Source organism: Paenibacillus sp. FSL K6-1566, assembly GCF_038050475.1.
Classification (GTDB): domain Bacteria; phylum Bacillota; class Bacilli; order Paenibacillales; family Paenibacillaceae; genus Paenibacillus_AQ; species Paenibacillus_AQ lactis.
Genome location: NZ_JBBOSR010000001.1, coordinates 1,622,552 through 1,647,426 on the forward strand (window position 1 = coordinate 1,622,552; position 24,875 = coordinate 1,647,426).

Sequence of the window (24,875 nt, forward strand, 5' to 3'; positions counted from 1 at the left end):
GCCGCTCCGAGAGGGGCGGTTTTTTACGATTAGGAAGTCATTTAAGGTTCAGATTGATGGATCATTTTAAGGGTTGAAAAAAGCTGAATCACGCGTTAGTATTACTTATCAAAATTTTTTGGCTATTGTGGGGGAGCAATCATGAATGACATCCTGACGTTTCTCGTATTGATTATCTTTCTAATCATGTCACCGGGGGTCGATTTCGCATTAATCACGAAACGGACGCTCTCGGACGGCAGGAAAGAGGGGCTAAAAATTGCGCTGGGTATTTCATCCGGCGTGTTGGTTCACACAACAGCAGCCGCACTCGGTCTATCCTTGATCTTAATGAAATCTGCGCTCGCTTTCGAGGTCATTAAATATGTCGGTGCCATCTATTTAATTTACATAGGGGTATCATCCTTGGTCAGCCGGAAGCAGGCGCAAACTCATGCTCAACCTGTCGCATCCAAGCAATCGGCGTTTATGCAAGGGCTAATAACCAACACCTTGAATCCGAAAGTTGCGATTTTTTTCCTGACGTTTCTACCGCAATTCGTATCGCCGGACTACAATTCTAGCATGCAGTTTGCAATGATGGGACTCTGTTATGTCGTGCTTTCCATGGTTTGGTTTACGGCCATCGTTCTTATGTTAAGTTATATTCGACAATGGCTCATGTCCCCGAGAATTCAGAGCCTGATCGATAAAGCCACAGGGGTTGTTTTAATCGGATTCGGACTGAATATGATCTTTAGGGTCCAAAGAACAGGGCAATAAATATTTTAAAGGATAGGTACGCATAGGCCTGTCCTTATTTTCGTTTAGGGAGGTGGAGAGCTGAATGTGAGCTCATTGTTATCTCTGTATTAAGTTTGGCCCCAAATAATACGCAAAAAATTTACGATCAATTTACAAAAAACTCTTTGACACCAACCGAAAACGGCTGTTATCATGACGTTAGCAGCAGTTCGTGTTTGGGCCAAAGCGCCAAAATAATTCATTGTTTTGGGTACATAGTTTTGGGTACATATATTGTCTTGAATTGCTTTTTTTGATCGCGGATTGAGAGAAAGGAGAGTTCCATTATTGCTACTTTAAAGGATATAGCAAACCATGTTGGAGTATCGATCTCCACCGTATCACGAGTCATCAATAACGATACGAGCCGGCACATCAGCCAGGCCACCCGCACCAAAATTGTCGAGGCGGCCAAAGAGCTTGGCTATGCCCTCAACGAATCCGCCCGGCCGTCTCTAAAGAAGAATCATCCTCCGCAGACAACGGGGTATCGCCAGATTGGCTGCATCGTATCCGTTACGCAAAACAAGTATAATCATCCTTATTTCTCGCCGATTTTGCAGGGGATTGAGAAAAAGCTGTCCGAGCTGAACGGCGTGCTCACTTATGTGCTCACGATGGATGAAATCAAGGGTGAAGGGGCGATGAACAAGCTAGCACAGGATGCCCAGCTCGACGGCATGATTATCATCGAGGGAATTGACCCGAATGTGTATGAATTTATCAAACAATCTGTTCCTGCGGTTGTTGGCATCGATATATCCGATTCGACTGTGCCCGTGATTCTTTATGACCGCGTGGCTGCGGCGAAATCGGCCGTACAGCATTTGATCGAACGGGGGCATCGCCGGATCGGCTTTATCGGCGGGGCGGGACTGACCGGGGATCTCGAGCGGGAGAAGCGGTATCGCGGTTACCGTTATGCGATGGAGGAAGCCGGGCTGGATATGGATCCGCGGCTGGTCCTGAACACAGGCTGGGATGTGAATAACAGCTATACCCTTATGTACGAGCTCTTAAGCCTCCCGGACCATGAACGGCCGACCGCCATGTTCGCTGCGAGCGATATGATGGCGATATCCGCGATGCGGGCGGCGGCTGAGCATGGGCTTCAGGTTCCTCAGGATGTCGCCTTCGTGGGCCTGGATAATATCGAGGTCTCGCAGTATACTTCTCCTCCGCTATCCACCGTTCATATTCCCAAGGAGGAAATCGGCATGATGGCCGCCAAGGTGCTGATCGATCAAATCGAAGGCAAGAATCCTTTGCCGTTCAAGCTGTTTGTGCCTTATCAGTTAATGCTGCGGCAGTCTTCGGATTATTTTCGGGAGTAGAAAGAGTGTACACATAAATCATCGAGGTGCTGGTACGGTACCTCCTCTCTTTCTATACCCTTATTGGAAAATTGGATAGGATTTTGGGGCCAAAAATAATTGGCGGAGGAAGAAGGAAATGAATCAAATTCGATTAGGAATCATTGGACTGGGTTGGAGATCGGGGTTTACGAAGTATTGGCATCGGCCAAACGGGAGATCCCTCGTCGTTGCAGGTGCGGATACGGATCCCCTCAGACTAACCAAATTTCAACAAAATATTAACCCCAAGGCGGTGGTTACTCTGGATTACAAGGAGCTGCTGCAGCGGGAAGATATTGATGCGATCGTAATTACAACCCCTGATGACAGCCATGATGAAATCGCGGTTGCAGCTCTGCAGGCCGGAAAGCATGTGTACTGCGAGAAGCCGTTATCCATTACGGTCGAAGGCTGTGACCGGATATTGACGGCTTGGGCCCAATCAGGAAAACATTTCATGATCGGTTTTAATATGCGCTATATGAATATGTACCGCACGATGAAGGAGATTGTCGACAGCGGGGAGATCGGGGAGGTGAAGTCGGTATGGGTTCGACATTTCGTAGGCTTGGGCAGCGATTACTACTATCACAGCTGGCACGGCAGCTCAAGGAATACAACCTCGCTTCTGCTGCAGAAGGCTTCCCACGATATCGACCTGATTCACTGGCTGACCGGGCGATATACGAAGAAAGTAGCCGCTTTCGGCGGGGTGGATTATTTTGGCGGAACGAAGCCGAATGAGCTTACATGCCCGGAATGCGGCGAAAAAGCGACTTGTCCCGAATACCGTTCAGGCCCGCTTGTGCAATGCGCTTTTCGCGAAGAAATCGACGTGGAGGACAACAGCATGGTGTTAATGGAGCTGGACGGGGGGATCAAAGCCTCGTATATGCAGTGTCATTTCACGCCTGACTATCAGCGGAACTACACCATTATCGGCACCGAGGGCCGCATCGAGAATGATGAGATCGCACAGCGGGTTTACGTCAAAACGCGCAAGTCCCAAACCTGGCGTGATCTATCGGATAGGATTTACGAGATTAAGAAAGCCGAGGGTTCGCATAACGGAGCCGATCCGATCATTTGCGAGGATTTTCTGGATATGATTCTGCAAAATAAGGAGCCCATCGCCGAACCGATCGCAGGCCGCATGAGCGTAGCGGTCGGCGTAGCCGCAACGGAATCGATGAGAAAGGGGGGGCAGTTAGTTTATGTAAAGGAGCCGGAGCCCTGGATGCTTGGACAGAAGAGCAGCCTATCCGGGACTTGATCGACATGCCGATAGAACCACACGCTCCAACGATGCGAAGGAGGGGGATTCTTAGTGAATACAGCACCTGCCAGGCGAACGGAGGCCCGAGAAGCCGTGCCCGCGAAGTGGAGGGCGTTTCGCCGAACATTCCGTAAAAATTGGGAATTATATTTGCTCATCACTCCCGTCGTTCTTTATTTCTTTATCTTTGATTACCTGCCGATGTACGGCATACAAATCGCGTTCAAGAACTTTGTAGCGGCCAAGGGGATATGGGCCAGCGAATGGATCGGGTTTGATCATTTCGAGCGTTTTTTTAACAGCTTTTATTTCGACCGATTGATTCTGAATACGCTCGGGATCAGCTTGTATCAGCTGGCCATCGGATTTCCGATTCCGCTTATCCTGGCACTCCTGCTCAACGAAGTAGGCAACCGGCATTTCAAGCGTTTTGTCCAAACGGTTACATACGCTCCCCATTTCCTATCAACGGTCGTCATGGTAGGACTCATCATCATTTTTCTCTCACCTCAGAACGGCATCATTAACCACCTTATCGCCTTTTTTGGCGGTGAACGCATCTCATTCATGACGGAACCTGAATGGTTCAAATCGATTTATGTATTTTCGGGTGTATGGCAGGGCATGGGATGGAGCTCCATCATTTATCTTGCGGCGCTCGCCGGAATCGACCCGACGCTGCACGAAGCGGCCAAAGTGGATGGAGCGAGCAGGCTCCAGCGGATATGGAAGATCAACCTGCCGGGCATTATGCCAACCGTCGTCATTCTGCTTATTTTAAATGTCGGGCAGATCATGGGCATCGGCTTTGAAAAAATTTATCTGATGCAGAACGATCTGAATATCGAGAGCTCCGAAGTGATCTCCACCTATGTGTATACACAGGGGATTCTGGGAGCACAGTACAGCTTCTCCGCCGCGGTCGGCTTGTTTAACTCCTTGGTTAATCTGGTGCTGCTCGTGCTTGTGAACCGAATCGCCAAAAAAGTCAATGAAACCAGCCTATGGTAAGGAGGGGATCAGGGTGAAAGAATCCATCCAGGATCGTATGACACTCATCGTAATTTATATCTTGCTGTCCATTATCCTGCTGCTTGTCCTGTATCCGCTGATTTTTGTCGTCAGCGCCTCGATCAGCGACCCGCTCACCGTATCGAGAGGAGAAATGTGGCTGTTTCCGAAGGATTTGTCCTTTATCGGCTACGAGCTGGTTTTTGCGAATAAGGAAATATGGACCGGCTATGCGAACACGCTGCTGTACACATTGGTGGGCACCGCAATCAATCTGGTTATGACCATATTTGCAGCCTATCCGTTATCGCGCAAAGATTTCGCGGGTCGGAATGTCATCACGGCTTACATCGTATTCACGATGTTTTTCAGCGGCGGCCTCATCCCAACGTATTTGCTCGTAAAAAACCTCGGGATGATCAACACGATGTGGGCGCTGATCATTCCGGGCGCGGTATCGGTGTGGAACATCATCATCATGCGCACCTTCTTCCAGACCTCCATTCCGAATGAGATTCAGGAATCGGCCTCGATCGACGGCTGCTCCAATATGCAGACGCTGTGGAGAATCGTGCTCCCGCTCTCCATGCCGATCATCGCGGTTATGATTTTGTTTTACAGCGTGGGGCACTGGAATTCCTACTTCAACGCACTCATCTATCTGAATGATCGGGATAAATACCCGCTGCAGCTGTTCTTAAGGGAAATCCTGATCAAATCCCAAGTGGACCAGATGGCCGGAAGCATGGATTTATCGGTGCAGAAGCATCTGATGGAGGCCGAGGCGATTAAATACGCCATCGTCATAGTGGCCAATTTACCTGTACTGCTGCTGTACCCGTTCCTTCAGAAGTATTTTGTCAAGGGTATGATGATCGGCGCTCTCAAGGGTTAGAAAACGGCTCTTGTTTCGCAATATATTTCGAAAAGTGGAGGTCTGAGAAAAGATGGGGAATCATTTCAAGCGGTTCACTAAAGTCCTGCTCACAGGCGTGTTGACCGCAAGTCTGGCAACCGCCTGCGGCAGCGGAGGAAAGCCGGCGGCGGAGGAGGAGCCTAAGGAGCAAACGGCTGTAAATCCTACAGGGTTTCCGATCGTGGAGGAGCCTATCAAGCTTACGTTCTTCGCAGGGAAAGCCGCTTCGGCTCCAGCGGACTGGAACTCGCTCCCGGTATGGAAGGAATATGCCAAGCAGACGAACATCGAAGTCGATTTTCAATTGACGCCTGCAGAGAGTCTGGCGGAGAAGCGGAATCTGGTGCTCTCCGGCGGCGATTATCCGGATGCCTTCCACACGGCGCGGCTGTCTGCGAATGATTTGATGAATTATGGAGGCCAGGGCATTTTTATTCCGCTTAATGATTTGATCGACCAGTATGCGCCGAATTTCAAGAAGCTCCTGGAGGAGCATCCGGAGGTCAAGAAAGGAATGACGATGCCTGACGGCAACATCTATTCCTTCCCGACGTTTTATGACCCGAACTTTAAATCGGTGCTTATTGGAACCAAGCTGTGGTACAACCAAGCGTTTCTGGACGCGCTCGGCATGAAGGAGCCCGAAACGACGGACGAATATTACGAATACTTGAAGGCGGTCAAGACCCAGGACCCGAACAAGAACGGCAAAGCGGACGAAATTCCGTATGCCGCAAGCGGCATTGGATCCTTGCTCGATGAACTGAAGGGAGCGTGGGGGCTCGGCAACCGGGGGAACATTCATGGACGGGTGGATATGGATCCGCAGTCCGGTAAACTTCGGTTCATCCCTACCGATCCGAGATACAAAGAAGTGCTGGAATACTTGAATAAGCTGTACAAGGAAGGCCTCATGGTTCAGGATATCATGACCATCGAAGGTCCACAGGTGAACGCTCTGATGGATGAAGGGCTTGTCGGCTCCGCGGAAACCAACAGTCCGCATGCGATTGGCGGGGTAACGATCGAGCATTTTGTAGGGGCTCCGACGCTTAAGGGACCTTACGGCGACCAGATTTTCTCAAGAGCGCGTTCTCCGCTGATCGATGTCGGGGCTTTTGTCATCACCGATAAAAATCAGCATCCGGAAGCGACGGTCCGCTGGATTGACCACTTCTACAGCGAGGAGGGCAGCAAGCTGTTCTTCATGGGCGTGAAGGATGTCAGTTATGTAGAGAACCCTGACGGTTCGATTGAATATACCGAGGAAGCGCTGAAGGAGCAGTCAAAATTCGTCTCATGGGCAGGCGGGTTCTACCCGGCGATGCTGACGGACAAAACCTTCAAGGCCGGTGAAGCGACAGAGCCAAGCCTCGCAGCCGCGGCGAAAGTTGAAGGCCAGTGGCCGGAGGAGGTATGGCCGCAGTTTACGTATACCCAGGAGGAGCTTACCCAGTTCACGCCGCTTCATACGGACATCAATAAGTATGTTGATGAAATGACGGCCAAATTTGTTGTAGGCGATGTACCGTTCAGCGAATGGGATAAATATGTAAGCACCATTGAGAGAATGGGATTGTCGCAGTATCTCGAAATCTATACAGCCGCATATAATCGGTACAAGGCCGAGTAGGAGGGCGATAGGATGTGGAAAAAGGCTTGCTTGTCTCTGCTGTCGGTGATGCTGCTGTTGACGTCTTTCCTGCCCGGTTCGGCCGCGGCTAGCCAGGGCGACCTGTTCGATGTTTGGGTGCCGACCAATACGGAGAAGGTGATGCGGGATCAGGCTTTTCCGGGCGAGCCCAATTCCAGCATTCGGATCGGAGCCGCACGCAATGAATATGAGAGCGGCCAGGTCATCGTGAAAGCCAATCAACCACTACGCAAGCTGCAGGTATCCATGAGCGATCTGAAGCTTACGGACGGAAGCGCCAAAATCGGCCGAGAGCATATTCAATTGTTCAAACAGCATTACATTGAAGTAAAGACTTCCACAACGCCGGCTTATCCGGAAGGCTGGTATCCGGATGCCTTGATCCCGTTGAATCAGCAATTGGAAGTAGCCGAAGGACATAATCAAGGGATCTGGTTCAAAGTCTATGTGCCCAAAGGGCAGCATCCCGGTACGTATACTGGAGAAATGACACTGCACGAAACAGGAAATCCGGTCCGAATCCCAATCGAACTCACCGTATGGGATTTCGAGCTTACCGATGAGAGCCACGCCAAAACCAATTTCGGGGTCTGGGGCGGACCGGTTCAGGAAGCGCACGGCAATGTCGTGGGCGAGGAGGCATGGAAGTACATCGAGAAGTACTACTACGCATCCGTTGAGCACCGCCTGACGCCGGGATACTTGCCGATTCCGGACTCCGACATCGACAGCTACGTTGAACGGGCGCCAAAGTATGTAAACGATCCGAGAATATCCGCCTACCGCTTGCCGTATTATCGGACGGCTGACGGGCAGCCGGATATACAGCGGAACAAGCAGCTGGTGGATCGTTTAAGGGAGGCAGGCCTGCTGTCTAAAGCGTATTATTATGTGTCCGAGATCGATGAACCGACACGCGATAAATATGCCCGTGTGAAGCAGATCAACGATGCTCTCGAACAGGCGGCTCCCGATGTTCCGCATCTCGTTACGATTCAGCCGGTCGATGAATTAGTCGGGGATGTGGATATTTGGGTAGCGGATATTGAAAAGTTCGACGAGGCTTTCGCCAAGGAGCGGCAGGCCGCCGGCGATTCGGTCTGGTGGTACACCTATGTGAAGCCGAAGCATCCGTTCCCTTCCTATCATCTGGATGATGACTTGGTCGGAACGCGGCTGTTAACCTGGATGCAGCGCGATTACGGCGTGGAGGGCACGTTATATTGGGCGACGACCCAGTTCCAGAAGTATGATGCCGCCCAGAAGAAATACGTCAGCCGTGATGTATGGACCGATCCGCTGGCATTCCCCGGGGCGAACGGCGATGGATATTTGTTTTATCCCGGAACGGAAGTAGGCGTCGACGGCCCGATTGGCACGATCCGTCTGGAAGTGCTCCGCGAGAGCATGGAGGATTACGAGTATCTGTGGCTGTATGAGCAGAAGCTGCGTGAAGCTGCCTCGAAGCTGGGCATAGCGGACGCCTTCCCGTATCGGGATGCGATGCGCCCATTCTATGACCGATTGTATGAGAACATCAAAACTTTCGAAGAGAACCCCGAGAAGGTGATGCAGGTACGAAGCGAGATTGCACAGGAGATCGTTACCGCTTCGGAGGGTGCGCCGGTATTGGTTACGGTCGGCAGCCCAGCGGACGGAAGCCGCGAGGTTTCGATCTATGCGGAGAAAGGCTCGGAGGTAACGGTGAACGGACAGCAAGCGCCGATAACCGCTGAGGGAGCAGAGCACGATCAATTTTCGCTGGTGCTAAGCCTGGATCCCGGAGCCCAAGAGCTGGATATCGTCGTGAGCAAGGACGGATCGTCCAAAACCGTGAATCGGACCCTTGTCGTTTATGAAACCCATGCTCCGTATACGGTCGCTTTAAACGATGCCGAAACCGATGAAGCGATCAACCGCTTCACATCCCAGACGGTGGATACCGATCTCGCCAAGGTGAATGTCACCGAGGGGACCTACTCCATGAAGGCTGTGTTTTCGGCAAACGTGAATTTTCCGAATTTGCGGTTGTTTGATGCAGGGAAAGGATTCCGCAGCAGCGACTGGTCGGCATTCGAGACGCTGGAGTTCGACGTGTTCAATCCTGGCGAGACGGTACAATTCTACGTCAAGTTCCATCAGCTGGACGGGAAAAGCGATGATACCTTCATGCAGTATATTCGCGCAGGCAGCGGCGAAACCGTTAGCATTCCGCTTCGGCAGGTGAATTTGGACCTCAGCCGGATCAAGGGCATTGAGATCTGGATGTGGCGCCAGTCGGCTCCGCAGACCCTGTATTTCGACAACTTCCGGTTTACTTCTGCCGCGCCTCAGGATCCGATGACACCGTGAGGCAGGTGTGGCGGAGCAGCTTATCAATCGGGTACCTAGCAACTCCATTTTGATAAAAAGAGGGGAACGCATGAAGCTGACTTTTCTGGGAACGGGGGCTGTGGAAGGAATTCCTTCCCCGTTCTGTGACTGCCTGACGTGCGAGCATGCCAGAGAAAACGGCGGACATAACAACCGGCGGCGGCAGAGCGTCTTAATCAATGATAATCTGCTCATCGATTTTGGGCCGGATATTTTCGCCTCCTGTGCCGGGCTGGGCATTGCCCTGCGCGACCTGGACTGCTTATTGATCACCCATAGCCACCTCGATCATTTCGATTCCGTTAATCTGATGCTCCGGGGCAAAGCGTTTCGTTTGGCAACCGAGCTGCCGGAGCTGACGATGCTTGCGGGACCTTCGGTTTGGACGAAATGGGAGGACACCGGCGGGAATGACCAGGGGGCCGGGATTCTAAGGCGTATCATTCATCCGGGGCAAACGGTTCGGCTGAAGGAATATTCGGTTACGGCCATTGCAGCCTGCCATCACTTGCGGATCGGCGATGCGATGAATTACCTGATCGACGATGGGAAGGCTTCGCTCCTATATGCATCGGATAGCGGGTATTACGAGGAAGACGTATGGGAATCGCTGCAGGGGCGCCGATTTGACGCCGTTGTGCTGGAGGGGACGATCTGGAACCGTCCTCCCGGAAAAGAGCACCTCAATCGATCGGACTTTGGCCGGATGGTGGAACGGCTGAAGCGCATCGGGGCCATTACCGATCAGACACAGCTCATTGCGACTCATTTCTCCCACCAATCCGTCGGTCCGCACCATGAATTGGCGGAAGAGGTCGGTCAATTCGGCGCCCAGTGCGCCTTCGATGGACTGACGGTTCATATCCTCCCTGAATCATAAGGGGGCAGGAGTTCTATTGTATTCGAGGGAGCTGATGCAATAGTAGGTTTATTCACTCGACAGATTGTTTTTTAGATCAAAAACGTATCAAATGAAGAAATGGCGGTGCTAAGGATGTGATCCTTGCACCGCCATTTCGCATCTTCTTTCATCCGCATGAACGAGGCGCCATGGTCCGATTTGCTGTAGCTGTTCCGGTCTCCGAGTCTTTCTTGGTGCTGTTCGTAAGTTTGAGGCCGAAATTTGGGGGCAGCAGCGATGGAAGGAACGATTCGTAAACGGAGCGCCTCCTAACAGAAAAAGAAGGCATCCCACCAGATCTAAGATCTTTTGGGTCATCCCCTCTCCTCTGGTGAAATTGACCTGAGCGGCGGCAACTGGATATAATGATGGATGATTAAGGAAGGGATGGCTGGCTAGCCTGACACTTTATAGTGAAGAATATCGATATAGATACAAAGAGCCGGGTATCCAATCCACAGCAAGTCCAATTGCTACGATATGACAGTACAAAATCGAAATACGTATGACGGGAGTTGAGAATGATGAAAAAAGAAGTGATCGACAGACTGATTCGATATGCGCAAATCGATACCCAGTCGGATGAAACCAGCAACACCTGCCCCTCGACCCCGGGCCAGCTGACACTGGGCCGTCTGCTTGTAGACGAGCTGAAGGAGATCGGCATGGAGGACGTGACGATGGATGAGAACGGTTATGTCATGGCTACCCTGCCGGCGAATACGGACAAGGATATCCCGACGATTGGCTTCCTGGCGCATGTGGATACGGCAACGGATTTCACGGGCGCAGGCGTAAAGCCGCAGATCGTTGAAGACTATGACGGAGGAGATATCGTACTTAACGCGAATCAGAACGTGGTGCTCTCTCCGCGAGATTTTCCGGAACTGGCTAACTACAAGGGCCACACGCTCATTACGACGGATGGGACAACGCTGCTTGGCGCCGACGATAAAGCCGGGATTGCCGAAATTATGACTGCCATGTCGTATCTGATTCAGCATCCGGAGCTGAAGCACGGGAAGATCCGGGTTGCGTTCACGCCGGATGAGGAGATCGGCCGGGGACCGCATAAATTCGATGTCGAGGCTTTCGGAGCGAAATATGCGTATACGATGGATGGCGGACCGGTCGGAGAGCTTCAATATGAAAGCTTCAATGCGGCAGCGGCGCTGGTGACATGCAAAGGAAAGAATGTACACCCCGGAACGGCCAAAGCTAAAATGGTGAATGCTGCCAAAATTGCGATGGAAGTGCACGGCATGCTGCCGGCGGAGGAAGCGCCGGAGTTCACGGAGGGCTACGAGGGCTTCTTTCATCTCACCTCCATTGAGGGCGATGTCGAGCTGACCGAGCTCCGATATATTATTCGCGATCATGACCGGGAGCGCTTCGAGGAAAGAAAAGCGAAGCTGGCTTCCATTGTGGAGGAGCTTCAGCAGAAGTACGGAGCCGAACGGATCGTGCTGCAAATGCGGGATCAATATTACAATATGCGCGAGAAAATCGAGCCGGTGATCGAAGTGGTGGAGATTGTGAAGGCTGCGATGGAGAACCTGGGCATTCGGCCGATCATCGAGCCGATTCGCGGCGGTACCGACGGCTCCCAGCTGTCCTACATGGGACTGCCGACGCCGAATATATTTACGGGCGGGGAGAACTATCACGGGCGGTACGAATACGTGTCCGCAGACACGATGATGCAGGCGGTCCAAACGATCGTCGAGATTGTCCAGCTCTATGAGGCAAGAGCATAGGCCAGGTTTGCAATCACAGGCTGACAATGACAACAAAGCCGGAAGCTGCAGAGCTGACAATGACAACAAGGTGGAAGTTTCAGTGCTGACCAATGACAACAAGCTGGAAGTTTCAGTGCTGACAAATGACAGCAAAGCGGCAAAGCTGAACATGACAAGGCTATCAAAGGCCAAAGCTGCCGGGAGCAACGTCCCGGCGGCTTTTTTGCGTTTGCCGGGGACCCAGGGCTGGACAGGCCATTGCCGGTCCTCCTGCCACTCCCGCCCCCGCTCCGCTTATCCAGACAATCCTTTACCCGGGCCGCTGCGGTATTCGCTGGGAGTCATGCCCGTCCATTTGCGGAACAGCTTGGAGAAGTAGAGGGCATCATTGAAGCCGACCGAAGAGGCGATCTCTTGAATCGAAAAGGATGTCCTCAGCAGGGATTTCGCCTTCTCCATTCGCACCTTCATCAGATACTGCATCGGGGATAACCCGGTATGCTGCTTGAAGGCCTTCGAGAGATGGGCGCGGTGGTAACCGAGCGTGCTCGCCAGCTGCCCGATCGACAGCTGCTGGTGATATTGCGTCGAGATGAGGCGCTCCGCCTGCCTTACACCGCGTTCAATATCAGCTACATCCCGCTCCCTTGAAGGCAGATGCTGCTGATTCAGCATGGCAAGCTTGTATAGCAGCAATCGGAGCCAGGCCGAGCCCTGCAGATCCTCAAGCCGCGGATAATCCGACTGATTGAAGCCGAGGCGAATGCGGCTGTACATGGATTTAAGCTCCTTCAGCTCCTCCGGGTCTTTGCAGCGGATGACCGGTCTTGCGGCGGTAATCCCCATATCCGCAAGCAGCAAGGGAGCCCCTTTCTCCTGAAAGGCGACCCAATGATAGTGCCATGGATTCCGGTCGTCCGCCTGATAACTGAACAGAACGCCCGGAAGAATGATGAACGTATCACCCGCCTTGCAGGGATATACCTTGCCGGCGCATTCGAATATGCCTTCGCCGTCGGTCACCGTATGAATTAAGCAGTAGTCGTGGATGGCCGGTCCGATTTTGTGCCTTGGTACCGGAATGCCTTCTCCGCTGAACAGCATGGTTAGGTCATGGGCGCCCGGGGAAGGGTTCATGCCGATCGCGTACAGGGAGTGGTCAGGCAGGATGGACATCGTGTATCAGCCCCCTTTGGAGGATTCCTTGTTCAATAATCTTAAGCCCTGAATGCATCTTTAAGAGTCACCCATAGATTAATGGATGAAACGACAAATGTCCATATCGCCCTTGTTTTGCTCCATATTCAAGGATGCAGGAATCACATATAGTTATTCATGTGAAAGCGCATGAATACATTGGGTTTAAGGAGGGCGTTATTATGTCCAAGATTACATTTATCGGAGCGGGAAGCAGTGTTTTTGCCAAAAACGTACTGGGAGACTGCATGCAGACTCCGGCGCTGCAGGGGTTCGAGCTTGCCTTGTTTGACATTGATCCCGTAAGACTGAAAGACTCCGAGAACATGCTGAATAATATAAAGAAGACGAGCGGCAGCACCTGCGTCATCAAATCCTACAGCGACCGCAAGGAAGCGCTCCGGGGCGCGAAGTACGTGATCAATGCGATTCAGGTCGGCGGTTATGACCCATGCACGATTACCGATTTTGAGGTTCCGAAGAAATACGGGCTGAGACAGACGATTGCCGACACCGTCGGGATCGGGGGGATATTCCGCAACCTGCGCACGATTCCGGTCATGCTGGATTTTGCGGCCGACATCCGGGAGGTATGTCCGAATGCCCTGTTCCTGAACTATACGAACCCGATGGCGGTATTGACCAATGCGATGAACACGCTCGGCGGTGTTCAGACGGTAGGTCTGTGCCACAGCGTGCAGGCATGCATTCCGCATCTGTTCGATAATCTCGGGATGGACAAGGAAGGCGTGCAGGCCAAGATTGCAGGCATCAACCATATGGCCTGGCTGCTCGAGGTTACGAAGGACGGCGTTGACCTCTATCCGGAAATCAAGCGGCGGGCTGCCGAGAAGCAGAAGGAGAAGCATCACGATATGGTACGCCTGGAGATGATGCTGAACTTCGGCTACTATATTACCGAGTCCTCGGAGCATAACGCCGAGTATCATCCGTATTTCATTAAGCGGAATTATCCGGAGCTGATCGAGCGCTTCAACATTCCGCTGGACGAGTACCCGCGCCGCTGCGTGAATCAGATCGAGGGCTGGAAGCAGATGCGCGAAGAGCTGGTGAACAATAAAGATTTGACGCACAAGCGCTCCCATGAGTATGCGTCTTATATTTTGGAAGCGATGGAGACGAATGTTCCTTTCAAAATCGGGGGGAATGTGATGAACACCGGCTTGATCACAAATCTGCCGAAGGAAGCGTGCGTCGAGGTGCCGTGCCTGGTGGATGCGAGCGGCGTGACGCCGACCTACGTGGGCGATCTTCCACCGCAGTGCGCTGCGCTGAATCGCACGAATATCAACACCCAGCTGCTTACGCTGGAAGCGGCTGCGACCGGCAAGAAGGAGCATATCTATCATGCGGCGATGCTGGATCCGCATACGGCGGCAGAGCTGTCCATGGACGACATCAAGAGCCTGTGCGACGATCTGATCGAGGCGCACGGCGATTGGCTGCCGAAATTCCACTAAACGAAATCACAGGCTTCTTGAATAGAAATAGCAAGCGAGGCGGGAGGTATTCCCGCCTTTTTTGCGTGGGCAGACGGGAGTTTGGCTGCTCATTCTATATTGACGGGGCGGGCTCGGAATAGAAGGCGGTATCTTTTTTACTGATGGAGTATAGCACCGGCATTGTAGTACCAAATATTGGATCAACAGCATTGCAGCACCAGCACAGCAGCACCAGCACAGCAGCACCGAAAGGTGCACCGGCCTCCATCAGCCTTTCACCCCCTCTGCAATCGGCAGCCGGATTAGAAATGTCGTACCGGACAGCGGCTCGCTGCTGACGGATACGCTTCCGTTCATCGCGCGGATGGCCTGGTAGGAGAAGGTTAATCCGAGTCCGGTTCCGTTCATTTTGGTGGAATAGTAAATGGAGCCCAGCCGGTTTAACTGCTCCTCGGTCATGCCGATTCCGTTGTCCTCGATTTGGATGACGACATGAGGCGGCTCCTCCCGAATCGAAATCTCCACCGTACCTTTGGTGACGTCCTTGCTGGCTTCGATGGCATTCTTAATGAAATTGACCAGCAGCTGCTTCAGCTCCGCTGTGCTGCCGGATATGAAGATCGGCGTCTGGGGGCAGCGGACGTGAAGTGCGACATTATTCATATTCGCATAAGAGGTCATAACCTCGACAACGGCCTGCATTTGGGAAATAAGCTCAAGTCGCTGCTGGAGCGAAGCGGCCGGCTTGCTGATGGACAAATATTCGGACAAAATCTGCTCGGTTCGCCGGATTTCCTCCATGCTGATTTCGAGAAACCGGTTCATTTTTTCGGGAGAGAAGGTTCCGCTCTTCATTAATTGCAGGAAGCCCAGGACGGTGGTTAACGGGTTGCGGACTTCATGGGCGAGCGAGGCGGCGACATGATTGACGGCCTCCGCTTTCTCGTTCTGGATATATTTCAAGGACAGCTCTTTGTCGGTTACCGATTTGTTGAACAGTGTGATCAGCAGCCAGATGCCAAGGGAATTTTGAACAGGGATGGCCAGAATGTTAAATACCAATTGGTTCATAATGTAATCAGGCTTCGTGATGTAGAGTACGGTAAGCGGGATGAAGGAGAAGCTGATTCCGGCCGTAAAAACGATCCATAGCCGATGCCGCGTTCTCTGATACACCGATGCGAGCATGACCGATAGCGGAAACGTAATCACAAGAATAATGATGGCGTCGATCACCCCGGTGCCGCCGATGTATAGCCGGTAGATCATAAATTCGACGAGTAATATCCAGCCCGTTGTCAGCCCTCCGAACAGGATGCCGAAGAACATAATGACATAGCGGATATCGAAGATCAGCCCAGCCTGCACCGATGAAGCGAAGGTCATGGACAGGATCAGGCAAAGCGAACAGATCATGATGATGAAGCTGCGGGAATAGTTGACGGTCAGATTCCTGTAATAGATGTTGTAGACAACGGAAGGCATTAACGCAAATAAGAGCTGCAGTAGAGTATCCTTAATCACAGTCAGCAGACAACACTCCTTTACTTGCTTCGCTAGGATAATTAGATTCCATTCCTCCACGTTTGCTCATGATCAACGCCCTCCAAAAATTCGACGCCTACCTTTCAAAATCCTTGGGGTTCATATTTCGGATTCAAAATTTATCTGTACTAAAGAAGAAATGAAGGGACATATAAATTCATCGAGAAAACGCTTCCGGCGAAGCGGCAGCACAATTCCGGCATTTTTGCCGGAGGAACGAGCACGATGAGCACATTATTTGTGAATGGAGGGTTCACGAGTGAAGCTGAAAATCGTTATGAGACCCGTCTTCATTCTGTTGTTAGCCATTTCCTTCTTTATTGCCGGATGCCAGGGCGTTACGCCGCCATCGGCAACCGAGCCTCCGCCGTCCGGGGGAGAAACGCCGCCGTCCGGAGGAGAGACACCGGCCCCGGGGGGCAAGGATGAGCCGGCACCGCAAGGAGATCCGAAGGCGACGCCTAGAAACGAAACGCTGTATGTGAACGGCCTGCAGTGGGGGGCACCGACGAATTTCAACCTGCTCAGCGGGAACGCCGCGTTTCCGATCAACTATGGGAACTCCCGGGAATTGGTCTACGAAACGCTGTTCATGGTCAACCAGCTGACAGGGGAGCTGGAGCCGCTCCTCGGCACCAAGTACGAATGGACGGACGATCTGAACATGAAGGTTGAGCTTCATCCGGAGGCCAAGTGGAGCGACGGAAAGCCGTTCACTTCGGAGGACGTTGTTTATACGTATCAGCTCGGCAAAAAATACGACATCAATTGGAGCAGCTTCTGGACGTATATTGCGGACGTAAAGGCCGATGGCCCCCATGCCGTAATTATTACGTTGAATGAAAAAAATCCCAACAAGCTGACCGTGCTGGACAGCATTGAGCTGATTCCGATGCTGCCGAAGCATGTCTGGGAAGAAATCGAGAAGAAGGCGGGCAATGATCTTGCGACGATCCGTAAGGAAGTGAACGCCGACCCGATCGGAACGGGACCGTATAAGATGTATTTTTACAATGACCAGAAGATCACGATCGTCCGGGACGACAACTACTGGGGGCAGGTGCTGTTCGGCAAGCTGCCGGCACCGAAATACATTACCCACGTCATCTACAAGGATAACGCCGCGGGCGACTTGGCATTCAAGAGCGGTCAGGTCGACGTATCCCAGCAGTTCATTCCGCAGGTATGGAAAATGTGGGAGGACGGCGCCCCTGTCCGAACATACCTGAAGGATGCGCCGTACTATTTGCCGGGCTCCATGCCGTCCATCTTCTTCAATATGTCGAAGCCGGGGCTTGATAACCCGGATGTCCGGAGGGCGATCGCCATGGCGATTGATTACGGGAAAATCTCGGAGCTTGCCATCAGCGGCTACTCTGCGCCAATGGAGCCTTCCTTAACGCTGAACACCGATGCTGAGTCGAAATACGTGGATCAGGAGGCCATCAAGCCGCTGCAATGGACGACCGACGTGGAGGGCGCAAACGCCTTGCTGGATTCGATCGGAGCCAAGAAGGGCAAGGACGGCATCCGCGTTTTGAACGGCACGCGGCTGGGTCCGTTTGAAATCGAATGCCCGTACGGATGGTCGGACTGGAACGCAGCGCTGGAGATCGTTGCCCAGAACGCCAAGGCCATCGGCATCGAGATCCGCACGAAATTCCCGGAGGCGCCGGTATGGACCAACGATCTGCAGACCGGCAAATTCGACATCATCATGAACACGCCGGCCGGCGGCGTCAACCCAAGCCAGCCTTGGGACCGCGCCAGAACGATCATGTATTCCAAGGGCGTTGCTCCGATCGGCGAGATGGCGTTCTGGAACTGGGGCCGTTACAAGAATGACCAGGCGGATGCCATCATCGAGAAAATTCCGGCGACGACGGACGAGGCGGAATTGAAAGCGCTATATACCGAGCTCACCCAAATCTGGCTGAAGGACATTCCGTCCATTCCGCTCATGTACCGCCCTTGGGTGTTCGATACCGTCAATGAATCGGTTTGGAAGGGCTTCCCGAGAGAAGGCGACGGCAGCAATATCCCGCCTCAAATCTCGATGGATGGAGCAGGCATCAAGGCGCTGTATCAGATTCATAACTGATTGTTAAATCAAACGCGCGTGAAAGACCTATATTAGCGGACGAATGAGGCCCTGATATAGGTCTCTTTTCCAGCGAAACATGTCGCGACAACTTACAGGCCATGGGGGTGAGCTGCTTGAGCGTTTACGGAAAATACATCGTCAAGAAGTTCTTCTGGTATTTCCTTACGCTGGTCATTGCGGTCGGGCTTAATTTCCTGCTGCCGCGCATGATCGAAGGCAATCCGGTGAGCATGATCGTCTCGGAGATGACGCAGGGCATGACGGACAGCGACACCATTAAGCGGGTGTACGAGACGTTCCTTATTGAGTTTGGCATCGACAAGCCCTTGGGCGAACAGTTTTTGATCTATGTGAAAAATCTGCTCAGCGGCAATCTGGGCACGTCCTTCGGGCTGTATCCGAAGCCCGTCACGGAAATTCTGGCCTCCGCCGTCCCGTGGACGATCGGCCTTCAGCTGCCGGCCATCCTGGTCGGATGGCTGCTTGGCAATATCCTCGGCGCCGTTGCCGCATACCGCAAAGGCGTGTTCGATAAAGTGATTTTTCCGGTCGCCTTGTTCGTGAATTCCATCCCGTTCTTTACGCTGGCGATCATTATGCTGTACGTGTTCGCCCTGTCCCTGAATTGGTTCCCGCTGCACGGCGGCTATGACTACCAGCTGGTGCCTTCCTTAAGCTGGGAATTTTTCGCTTCGGTCATCCGCCATCACACGCTGCCCTTCCTGTCGATCGTACTCGTCACGATCGGGGGCCAAGCGATCGGCATGCGGGAAATGTCCATCTACGAGCTGAACTCGGATTATGTGCTCTACAGCAAGCTGCTCGGCATCCGGGATTCCCGGATTGCAAGATATGTGTTCCGCAACGCCATGCTGCCGCAGATTACAGGGCTTGCCCTGTCCATCGGCACCATGGTCGGCGGCTCCCTGATCTGCGAGATCGTATTCAGCTATCCGGGCATCGGCACCTGGATGTTCACCGCCATCCGGCAGCTGGATTATCCGCTGATTTCGGGCTGCACGCTGCTCATCGCGATTGCCGTGCTGCTCGCCAACTTCACGATCGATATCATATACGGCTGGATCGATCCGAGAATCAAGGCCGCGCAGATGGAGGATCAGTGATATGAACAGTTCATTCCGCATCTTGATCAAGTCGCCGAAGTTCATGTTCGGGGCGTGCACGCTGCTGGCCATGATCGGTCTTGTGCTGATCTATCCGCTGTTTAACCGCAGCGACCCGCTGGAGATGATCGCGCTTGCGTACCAGCCGCCCGATGCCAAGCTGCTGCTGGGCTCCGACAACTTCGGCAGGGATTTGTTTCTGGAATTGATCTACGGTATCCGCACATCGCTCCAGGTGGGGCTTATTGCCGGCGTGTTCGCTACCGCGATCGGGCTCGTGATCGGACTGACCTCGGGATATATCGGCGGCATGATCGATAACCTGCTGACCGCGGTCACGAATATTTTCATCGTCATTCCGTCCTTTGTCATTCTCATTCTGATCTCGGTCAGCATCGATTCACGGAGCTCCTTCGTGACGGCGGTCATCATCGGGGTGACCAGCTGGCCGTGGACGGCGCGGGCCGTGCGGGCCCAGACCTCCTCGCTTCGGAACCGGGATCACGTGAATATCGCCAAAATATCCGGATACAGCACGCCGCGGATCATCGTGTCTGAAATTCTTCCGTATATTGCTTCCTATGTCGTCATGGCCTTCGTGCTGCAGACCGCGTCGGGAATCCTGTCTGAGGCTTCCATCTCCATGCTTGGACTCGGCCCGTACAATACGATTTCGCTCGGCATCATCATGAACTGGGCGCTCGTGTTTGAAGCCCCGGTAGCCGGCGCATGGTGGGCGTTCATTCCGGCGGCGATTTCGATCGCCATGATCACGTTCTCCTTGTACATGATGAATACGGGCATGGACGAAATATTCAATCCGAAGATTAGGAGCTGATGGATGACGTGAGTACGCATATTCTGGAAGTCAACGAATTGAAGACGTATTACCGGACCCGGCTCAAGGAGCATGTCTATGCGGTGGATGGCGTCACGTTCGCGCTGGAGGAGGGAAAGACGCTCGGCATCGCCGGCGAATCGGGCTGCGGCAAATCGACGCTGGCCTTAAGCCTGATGGGATTTTACTTTCCCCCGCTTCATTTCGGAGGCGGCTCCATTATCGTCGGCGGAAGGGATATCATGAAGCTCGGGAAGGAGCAGCTGCGCTCCCAAGTGTCGGGCAGGGAGATCTCCTACATTCCGCAGGCGGCAATGAATGCGTTGAATCCGACGCTGCGGATCATTCGTTTCATCGAGGACATCATGAAGGAGCATCGGCCCGAGCTGACCAAGAAGCAGGTATGGGATATGGCCGCCGAGCGGTTCGAGACGCTGAACCTGTCGCCGAGGGTGCTGAATGCGTATCCGAATGAGCTGTCGGGCGGCATGAAGCAGCGGACCGTCATTGCGATCTCCACCATTTTGAACCCGAAAGTGCTGATCGCGGACGAACCGACCTCCGCCCTGGACGTTACGTCGCAAAAGGCGGTGATCAAGCTGCTGAAGAGCTTGCTGGACAAAGGCTTTATCCGGTCGCTCGTCTTCATAACGCACGAGCTGCCGCTCTTGTACCATGTCACGGATGACATTATGGTCATGTACGCGGGCGAGATCGTGGAGCGGGGAACCGCCGAGCAGATGATCTTTGATCCGATCCATCCATATACGAAGAAGCTGATGGGCTCCATCATCGTGCCGGAGGAAGGCATGAAGGGCCATAAGCTGGCGGCCATTCCGGGAACGCCGCCGAACCTGAAGAACGTCCCGGAGGGCTGCCGGTTCGCGGATCGCTGCAAGTATGCCCAGGAAGCGTGCCGCCAGGGAAAGATTGCGAACAAAACCTTGGGGGACCGGACGTACCGATGCATCGTCGAGCCTGAAACGCTTAGGGAGTGGTATGCGAATGAAGGGGAATAACGTGCTGATCGAAGGAAAGAATCTGACGAAGGTATTCGGCTTCGGCGGCAACAAGACGACCGCGGTTGACAATGTCAGCTTCGCTTTTCATGAAGGCGAGATTATATCGATCGTCGGAGAGAGCGGAAGCGGCAAGACGACGCTGGCCAAACTGATTATGGGATTGCTGAAGGAAAGCGCCGGAACGATCGAATATATGGGCAAGCCGAGGCGACTGAAGCGGCATTCGGACCGGAGAAAATATTGGAAGCATATTCAGGCGATCTTTCAGGACCCGTTCTCTTCCTTCAATCAGTTCTATAGAGTCGAGAAGCTTCTCCTCGATTGCATCAAGCTGCAGGGGGAGAAGCTGACGAAGGAGGAGCAGCTGCGCCGCATGAAGGAGGCCTGCTCCTTCGTCAATCTGAAATACGAGGAGCTGCACAATAAGTACCCGTTCGAGCTGTCCGGCGGACAGATGCAGCGGCTTATGATCGCGAGAATTTTTATCCTCCATCCGAAGCTGCTTATCGCCGATGAACCGACCTCCATGGTCGACGCCTGCTCCAGATCGACCATCCTGGATATGCTCCTTAAGCTGCGGGAGGAGAACAATATGACGATTATTTTCATTACCCATGACGTCGGCCTGGCCTATTATGTGAGCGATACGCTTTACATCATGGAGCAGGGGAAAGTGGTTGAGAAGGGGCCGGCCGAGGAAGTCATCCTGAATCCGAAGCACCCGTATACCCGCCAGCTGATTTCCGATGTTCCGAAAATCCATTCGGAGTGGGATCTCGCCTGATTGCTTATCACGCCGGCTGTTGCATGTCAGCACAGAGCTGCCCGTAAACGGAAACGAACCGTTTACGGGCATTTGTTTTTTCGGAGGTGAGAAGCAGCAGGCGGTCAAGGACGTCCCGCTTATTCTATTGGGGCAGATGCAATACTGCAGTCTGTGTGCAAAGATTTTTTTCGTTCGATATTCGCATTTGTGCAAAATTTGCCGATATATCATTTGGCTGCCCTTCGATTCATTCCATGGAGGTAGTGAGACTGGATCGGGCATGGCATCGACAGAATGGATGACGAAGAAGGGATGAACCGCTTATTGAGACACGAAAACTTCTGGACGGCGTTTGCTATCCTCGCCATATACGCGTTGATGATCGGGATGATCATGGTGAGGAGACATAAGCAACGAAATTCGATAAAAGACGACAAAAAAAGACTCGCGGAGGCGGAAAGCAGATTTCGAATGCTGGACGATCTGCTGCATACGCTCGATGTCGGCATCTGGTCTTATGACTGCGGAGCGGGGCGGATTGTTAACGCCTCCCTGGCCTTTCATGAAATGAGCGGCTATTTGGCGGAGCATTTCGAGAACGGCATCTCATGGAGAGCCCTGATTCACCCGGAGGATCTGCCATTGCTTGAATCATGCGTTCTACAGCTGCGGCAGGGAGAAGCTGTCCATACGCAATATCGGATCGTCCATGCCGCGGGCGATGTGCGTTGGGTCCAGGTGAAGATGATCCCGACCATGGATCAGCTGAAGCGGATGGTCCGGGTGGATGGAATCGCGATCGACGTTACTTCCCGCTATAAGATGGAAGAGGCGCTTCATGACATTACGGAGGGCAAAAAGATGGAGCAGGCGCTAAAAGAAAGCATGGAGCGATACCGCAGGCTCGTCGAATCTTCGCCGGTGGCCATTGCCGTATGCAGGCAGCACAAGCTGGTCTATGTCAATCCCGCCGGACTGCGGATTGTGGGTGCCGGCGGCCCGGAGGATTTCCTCGGGACCGATCCTTGGGACTGGCTGTACGAGCCCTGGGAACAGAGCAAGCAGGGCAGGGTCATCGAGCGCATTCGCAAGGGGAATGTCGTCCCTGAAGAGCTGTCGATCCGGAGAATGGACGGGGCCAAGGTGGACGTCATCGTTACGGCATTGCCCGACGACGAAACGGATGCGGTCCGAATTTTCTTCGAGGATGTGACGGCCCGCAAAGCGGCCGAGCGGGCCCTGATCGACAGCGAACGGATCAACCGCCATATTTTGGATATCGCTCCGGTCGCGATGGTGCTTCATTCGAATTTTGAATGTATTTATATGAATCCGGCAGGCATGCGCCTGCTTGGCGTCTCGGATCTCGCTCAGCTTGAAGGGAGGGGGTATGAGCAATTCGTTCCCCCTGATCAGATTGATCTGGTTCGAAGGGAGGTCAAGGGAGTCTATGAGCAAGGGGCCACTGCAACGCTGGTGGAGAGCCAGATTATCCAAATCGACGGCACGGTCATCGATATCGAGGTCGTTACCGCCCCAATCCCTTATATCGGGGACAATACAGCACTGACGATTATCCGGGATATTACGGAGGAGAAGAGGGCGGAGCGGGAGCGGAATGCGGCGGAGAAGCTGATCCGGGAGAGCGAGGAGCGATATTTCCAGCTGCAGATGAGCCTTGACCGGTTCTCCTCGGACCTGTTCGGGATGGTGAAGATCAGTGAACTGAATACAAGGATCGTCGAGGAAATCCAAAAAGTGCTTAAAACCGAGAAGGTCAGCCTCGTCACCTTGAACTGCGGCAGCTCAGAGTTCTGCGTCTCAGGAGGTGTCGGGGAATTCTCCAAAGACGCTCTGTATGCGATTTGCGATCGCCATCCCGAGCAGCTTCCGCTCTGCAAGCTGCACGAGACGTCAGGCGGATATTTCGTGAAGATCGGCGAGATCAACGGGGATCACAGCATGATTTACATCAGCGAGAAAGTGGCGTTGCTTCAGTACGAAGCGATAAAAATATGGCTGGAGACAATCTCGCGTTATGTGAGCGTGCTGTATGATAATTTCCGCGTGATCGAGGATTTGACCGCAGAGCTGGAGAAGCTGGGGCCCTCCCGGCAGCCCGTATGGCTGCTGCGCCTTATGCTTCACCTCTCGGAGAACGAGCGGAAGCGCCTCTCCCAGGATCTCCATGATGCGGCTCTTCAAGAGCAGATTATATGGTACAGAAAGCTGAACCAGATCGTCACGGATACGGAGCTGCCTCCAAAGCTTCTGGGTCAGCTTGAGGAGATTGAGCAGGGACTGCTCGACGTCATCTATCAAATCCGGATTACGTGCAATGAGCTCCGGCCGCCGCTTCTGAAGGAAGAGGGACTTGAACGGTCGCTGGAGGCGCTGTTTGAATTCACGCAGCTGCGTACCAATTATTCCATTTCGTTCGATTGCTCGGCATTCGAAGATGATCTCAGCGACGACAGACTTATCGGACTTTACCGGATCGTGCAGGAGCTTCTTGCAAACGCGACCAAGCATTCCAATGCAACGGAGGTAAAGCTGGGCTTGTCCACCCGATCAGGCCAGGTCATTCTGAATTACGAGGACAACGGCATCGGCATGGAGCTGGAAGATCTGGAGAAGCAGAGGGATCAATTCAGCAGCATGGGCATACACGGGATGAAGGAGCGCGTGCGCTGCATGAACGGGACCATCGCGTTCGCTTCAGCCGCAGGCGGCGGACTGGCTGTATATATTTCGGTAACGGCAAGATAAGCCTGGACCTGGGATGCAGGCTGTAGATCGAGGGGGTTA

Annotated in this window: 18 protein-coding genes; 16 read left to right on the plus strand and 2 right to left on the minus strand. The window is 53.2% G+C overall.

The window, feature by feature from the left end:
- Positions 1-141: 141 nt before the first annotated feature.
- From NST08_RS06825 to pepT, 9 genes are all read left to right on the plus strand, one after another.
- Positions 142-762: a LysE family translocator gene (locus NST08_RS06825; protein WP_007130890.1), complete on the plus strand. Its 621-nt coding sequence runs from the start codon at positions 142-144 to the stop codon at positions 760-762.
- Positions 763-1,088: 326 nt separating this feature from the next.
- Positions 1,089-2,117, plus strand: a complete 1,029-nt coding sequence (locus tag NST08_RS06830; protein ID WP_306437006.1) for a LacI family DNA-binding transcriptional regulator — start codon at positions 1,089-1,091, stop codon at positions 2,115-2,117.
- A 118-nt stretch (positions 2,118-2,235) separates the two neighbouring features.
- Positions 2,236-3,411: a Gfo/Idh/MocA family protein gene (locus tag NST08_RS06835; RefSeq protein ID WP_341341627.1), complete on the plus strand. Its 1,176-nt coding sequence runs from the start codon at positions 2,236-2,238 to the stop codon at positions 3,409-3,411.
- 96 nt (positions 3,412-3,507) lie between these two features.
- Positions 3,508-4,425 carry an ABC transporter permease gene (locus NST08_RS06840; protein ID WP_050954053.1) on the plus strand — a complete coding sequence of 306 codons (918 nt, stop codon included), beginning with the start codon at positions 3,508-3,510 and terminating at the stop codon, positions 4,423-4,425.
- A gap of 37 nt (positions 4,426-4,462) precedes the next feature.
- Entirely contained in the window at positions 4,463-5,320 is an 858-nt protein-coding gene (locus NST08_RS06845; RefSeq protein WP_100085248.1) for a carbohydrate ABC transporter permease, read from the plus strand.
- Between the two features lie 52 nt (positions 5,321-5,372).
- A complete protein-coding gene (locus tag NST08_RS06850; protein WP_007130885.1) occupies positions 5,373-6,974 on the plus strand; it encodes an extracellular solute-binding protein in 1,602 nt (533 codons plus the stop codon).
- Between the two features lie 12 nt (positions 6,975-6,986).
- A complete protein-coding gene (locus NST08_RS06855; protein ID WP_341341628.1) occupies positions 6,987-9,347 on the plus strand; it encodes a glycoside hydrolase domain-containing protein in 2,361 nt (786 codons plus the stop codon).
- A 70-nt stretch (positions 9,348-9,417) separates the two neighbouring features.
- On the plus strand, positions 9,418-10,248 hold the full coding sequence (locus NST08_RS06860; RefSeq protein WP_007130883.1) for an MBL fold metallo-hydrolase: 831 nt from the start codon (positions 9,418-9,420) through the stop codon (positions 10,246-10,248).
- A 545-nt stretch (positions 10,249-10,793) separates the two neighbouring features.
- A complete protein-coding gene (gene pepT / locus NST08_RS06865) occupies positions 10,794-12,026 on the plus strand; it encodes a peptidase T (protein WP_040738909.1) in 1,233 nt (410 codons plus the stop codon).
- Between the two features lie 276 nt (positions 12,027-12,302).
- Here pepT and NST08_RS06870 read toward each other — a convergent pair whose 3' ends face one another.
- Positions 12,303-13,184 carry an AraC family transcriptional regulator gene (locus tag NST08_RS06870; RefSeq protein WP_007130880.1) on the minus strand — a complete coding sequence of 294 codons (882 nt, stop codon included), beginning with the start codon at positions 13,182-13,184 and terminating at the stop codon, positions 12,303-12,305.
- A gap of 203 nt (positions 13,185-13,387) precedes the next feature.
- On the opposite strand from NST08_RS06870, the gene NST08_RS06875 reads away from it, so the two are divergent.
- Positions 13,388-14,686, plus strand: coding sequence for an alpha-glucosidase/alpha-galactosidase (locus tag NST08_RS06875; protein ID WP_007130879.1), 1,299 nt, complete (start codon positions 13,388-13,390; stop codon positions 14,684-14,686).
- A gap of 249 nt (positions 14,687-14,935) precedes the next feature.
- Here the strand turns inward: NST08_RS06875 and NST08_RS06880 are convergent, their stop codons facing one another.
- Entirely contained in the window at positions 14,936-16,198 is a 1,263-nt protein-coding gene (locus NST08_RS06880) for an ATP-binding protein (protein WP_040739039.1), read from the minus strand.
- Between the two features lie 274 nt (positions 16,199-16,472).
- Between NST08_RS06880 and NST08_RS06885 the strand changes: the two genes are divergently transcribed.
- The 6 genes from NST08_RS06885 to NST08_RS06910 all read left to right on the plus strand — a co-directional run bounded on the left by NST08_RS06885 (position 16,473) and on the right by NST08_RS06910 (position 24,836).
- The gene (locus NST08_RS06885; RefSeq protein WP_007130876.1) at positions 16,473-18,314 is read left to right on the plus strand and encodes an ABC transporter substrate-binding protein; all 1,842 of its coding nucleotides are present in this window, start codon (positions 16,473-16,475) and stop codon (positions 18,312-18,314) included.
- A 116-nt stretch (positions 18,315-18,430) separates the two neighbouring features.
- On the plus strand, positions 18,431-19,441 hold the full coding sequence (locus NST08_RS06890) for an ABC transporter permease (RefSeq protein WP_007130875.1): 1,011 nt from the start codon (positions 18,431-18,433) through the stop codon (positions 19,439-19,441).
- Between the two features lies 1 nt (position 19,442).
- A complete protein-coding gene (locus NST08_RS06895; protein ID WP_007130874.1) occupies positions 19,443-20,279 on the plus strand; it encodes an ABC transporter permease in 837 nt (278 codons plus the stop codon).
- 8 nt (positions 20,280-20,287) lie between these two features.
- The gene (locus NST08_RS06900; RefSeq protein ID WP_007130873.1) at positions 20,288-21,298 is read left to right on the plus strand and encodes an ABC transporter ATP-binding protein; all 1,011 of its coding nucleotides are present in this window, start codon (positions 20,288-20,290) and stop codon (positions 21,296-21,298) included.
- Positions 21,285-22,085, plus strand: coding sequence for an ABC transporter ATP-binding protein (locus NST08_RS06905; RefSeq protein WP_007130872.1), 801 nt, complete (start codon positions 21,285-21,287; stop codon positions 22,083-22,085). Before NST08_RS06900 ends, NST08_RS06905 begins: the two co-directional genes overlap by 14 nt.
- Before the next feature lie 294 nt (positions 22,086-22,379).
- Complete coding sequence (locus NST08_RS06910; RefSeq protein ID WP_007130871.1) at positions 22,380-24,836, plus strand: sensor histidine kinase; 2,457 nt, start codon at positions 22,380-22,382, stop codon at positions 24,834-24,836.
- Positions 24,837-24,875: the final 39 nt, after the last annotated feature.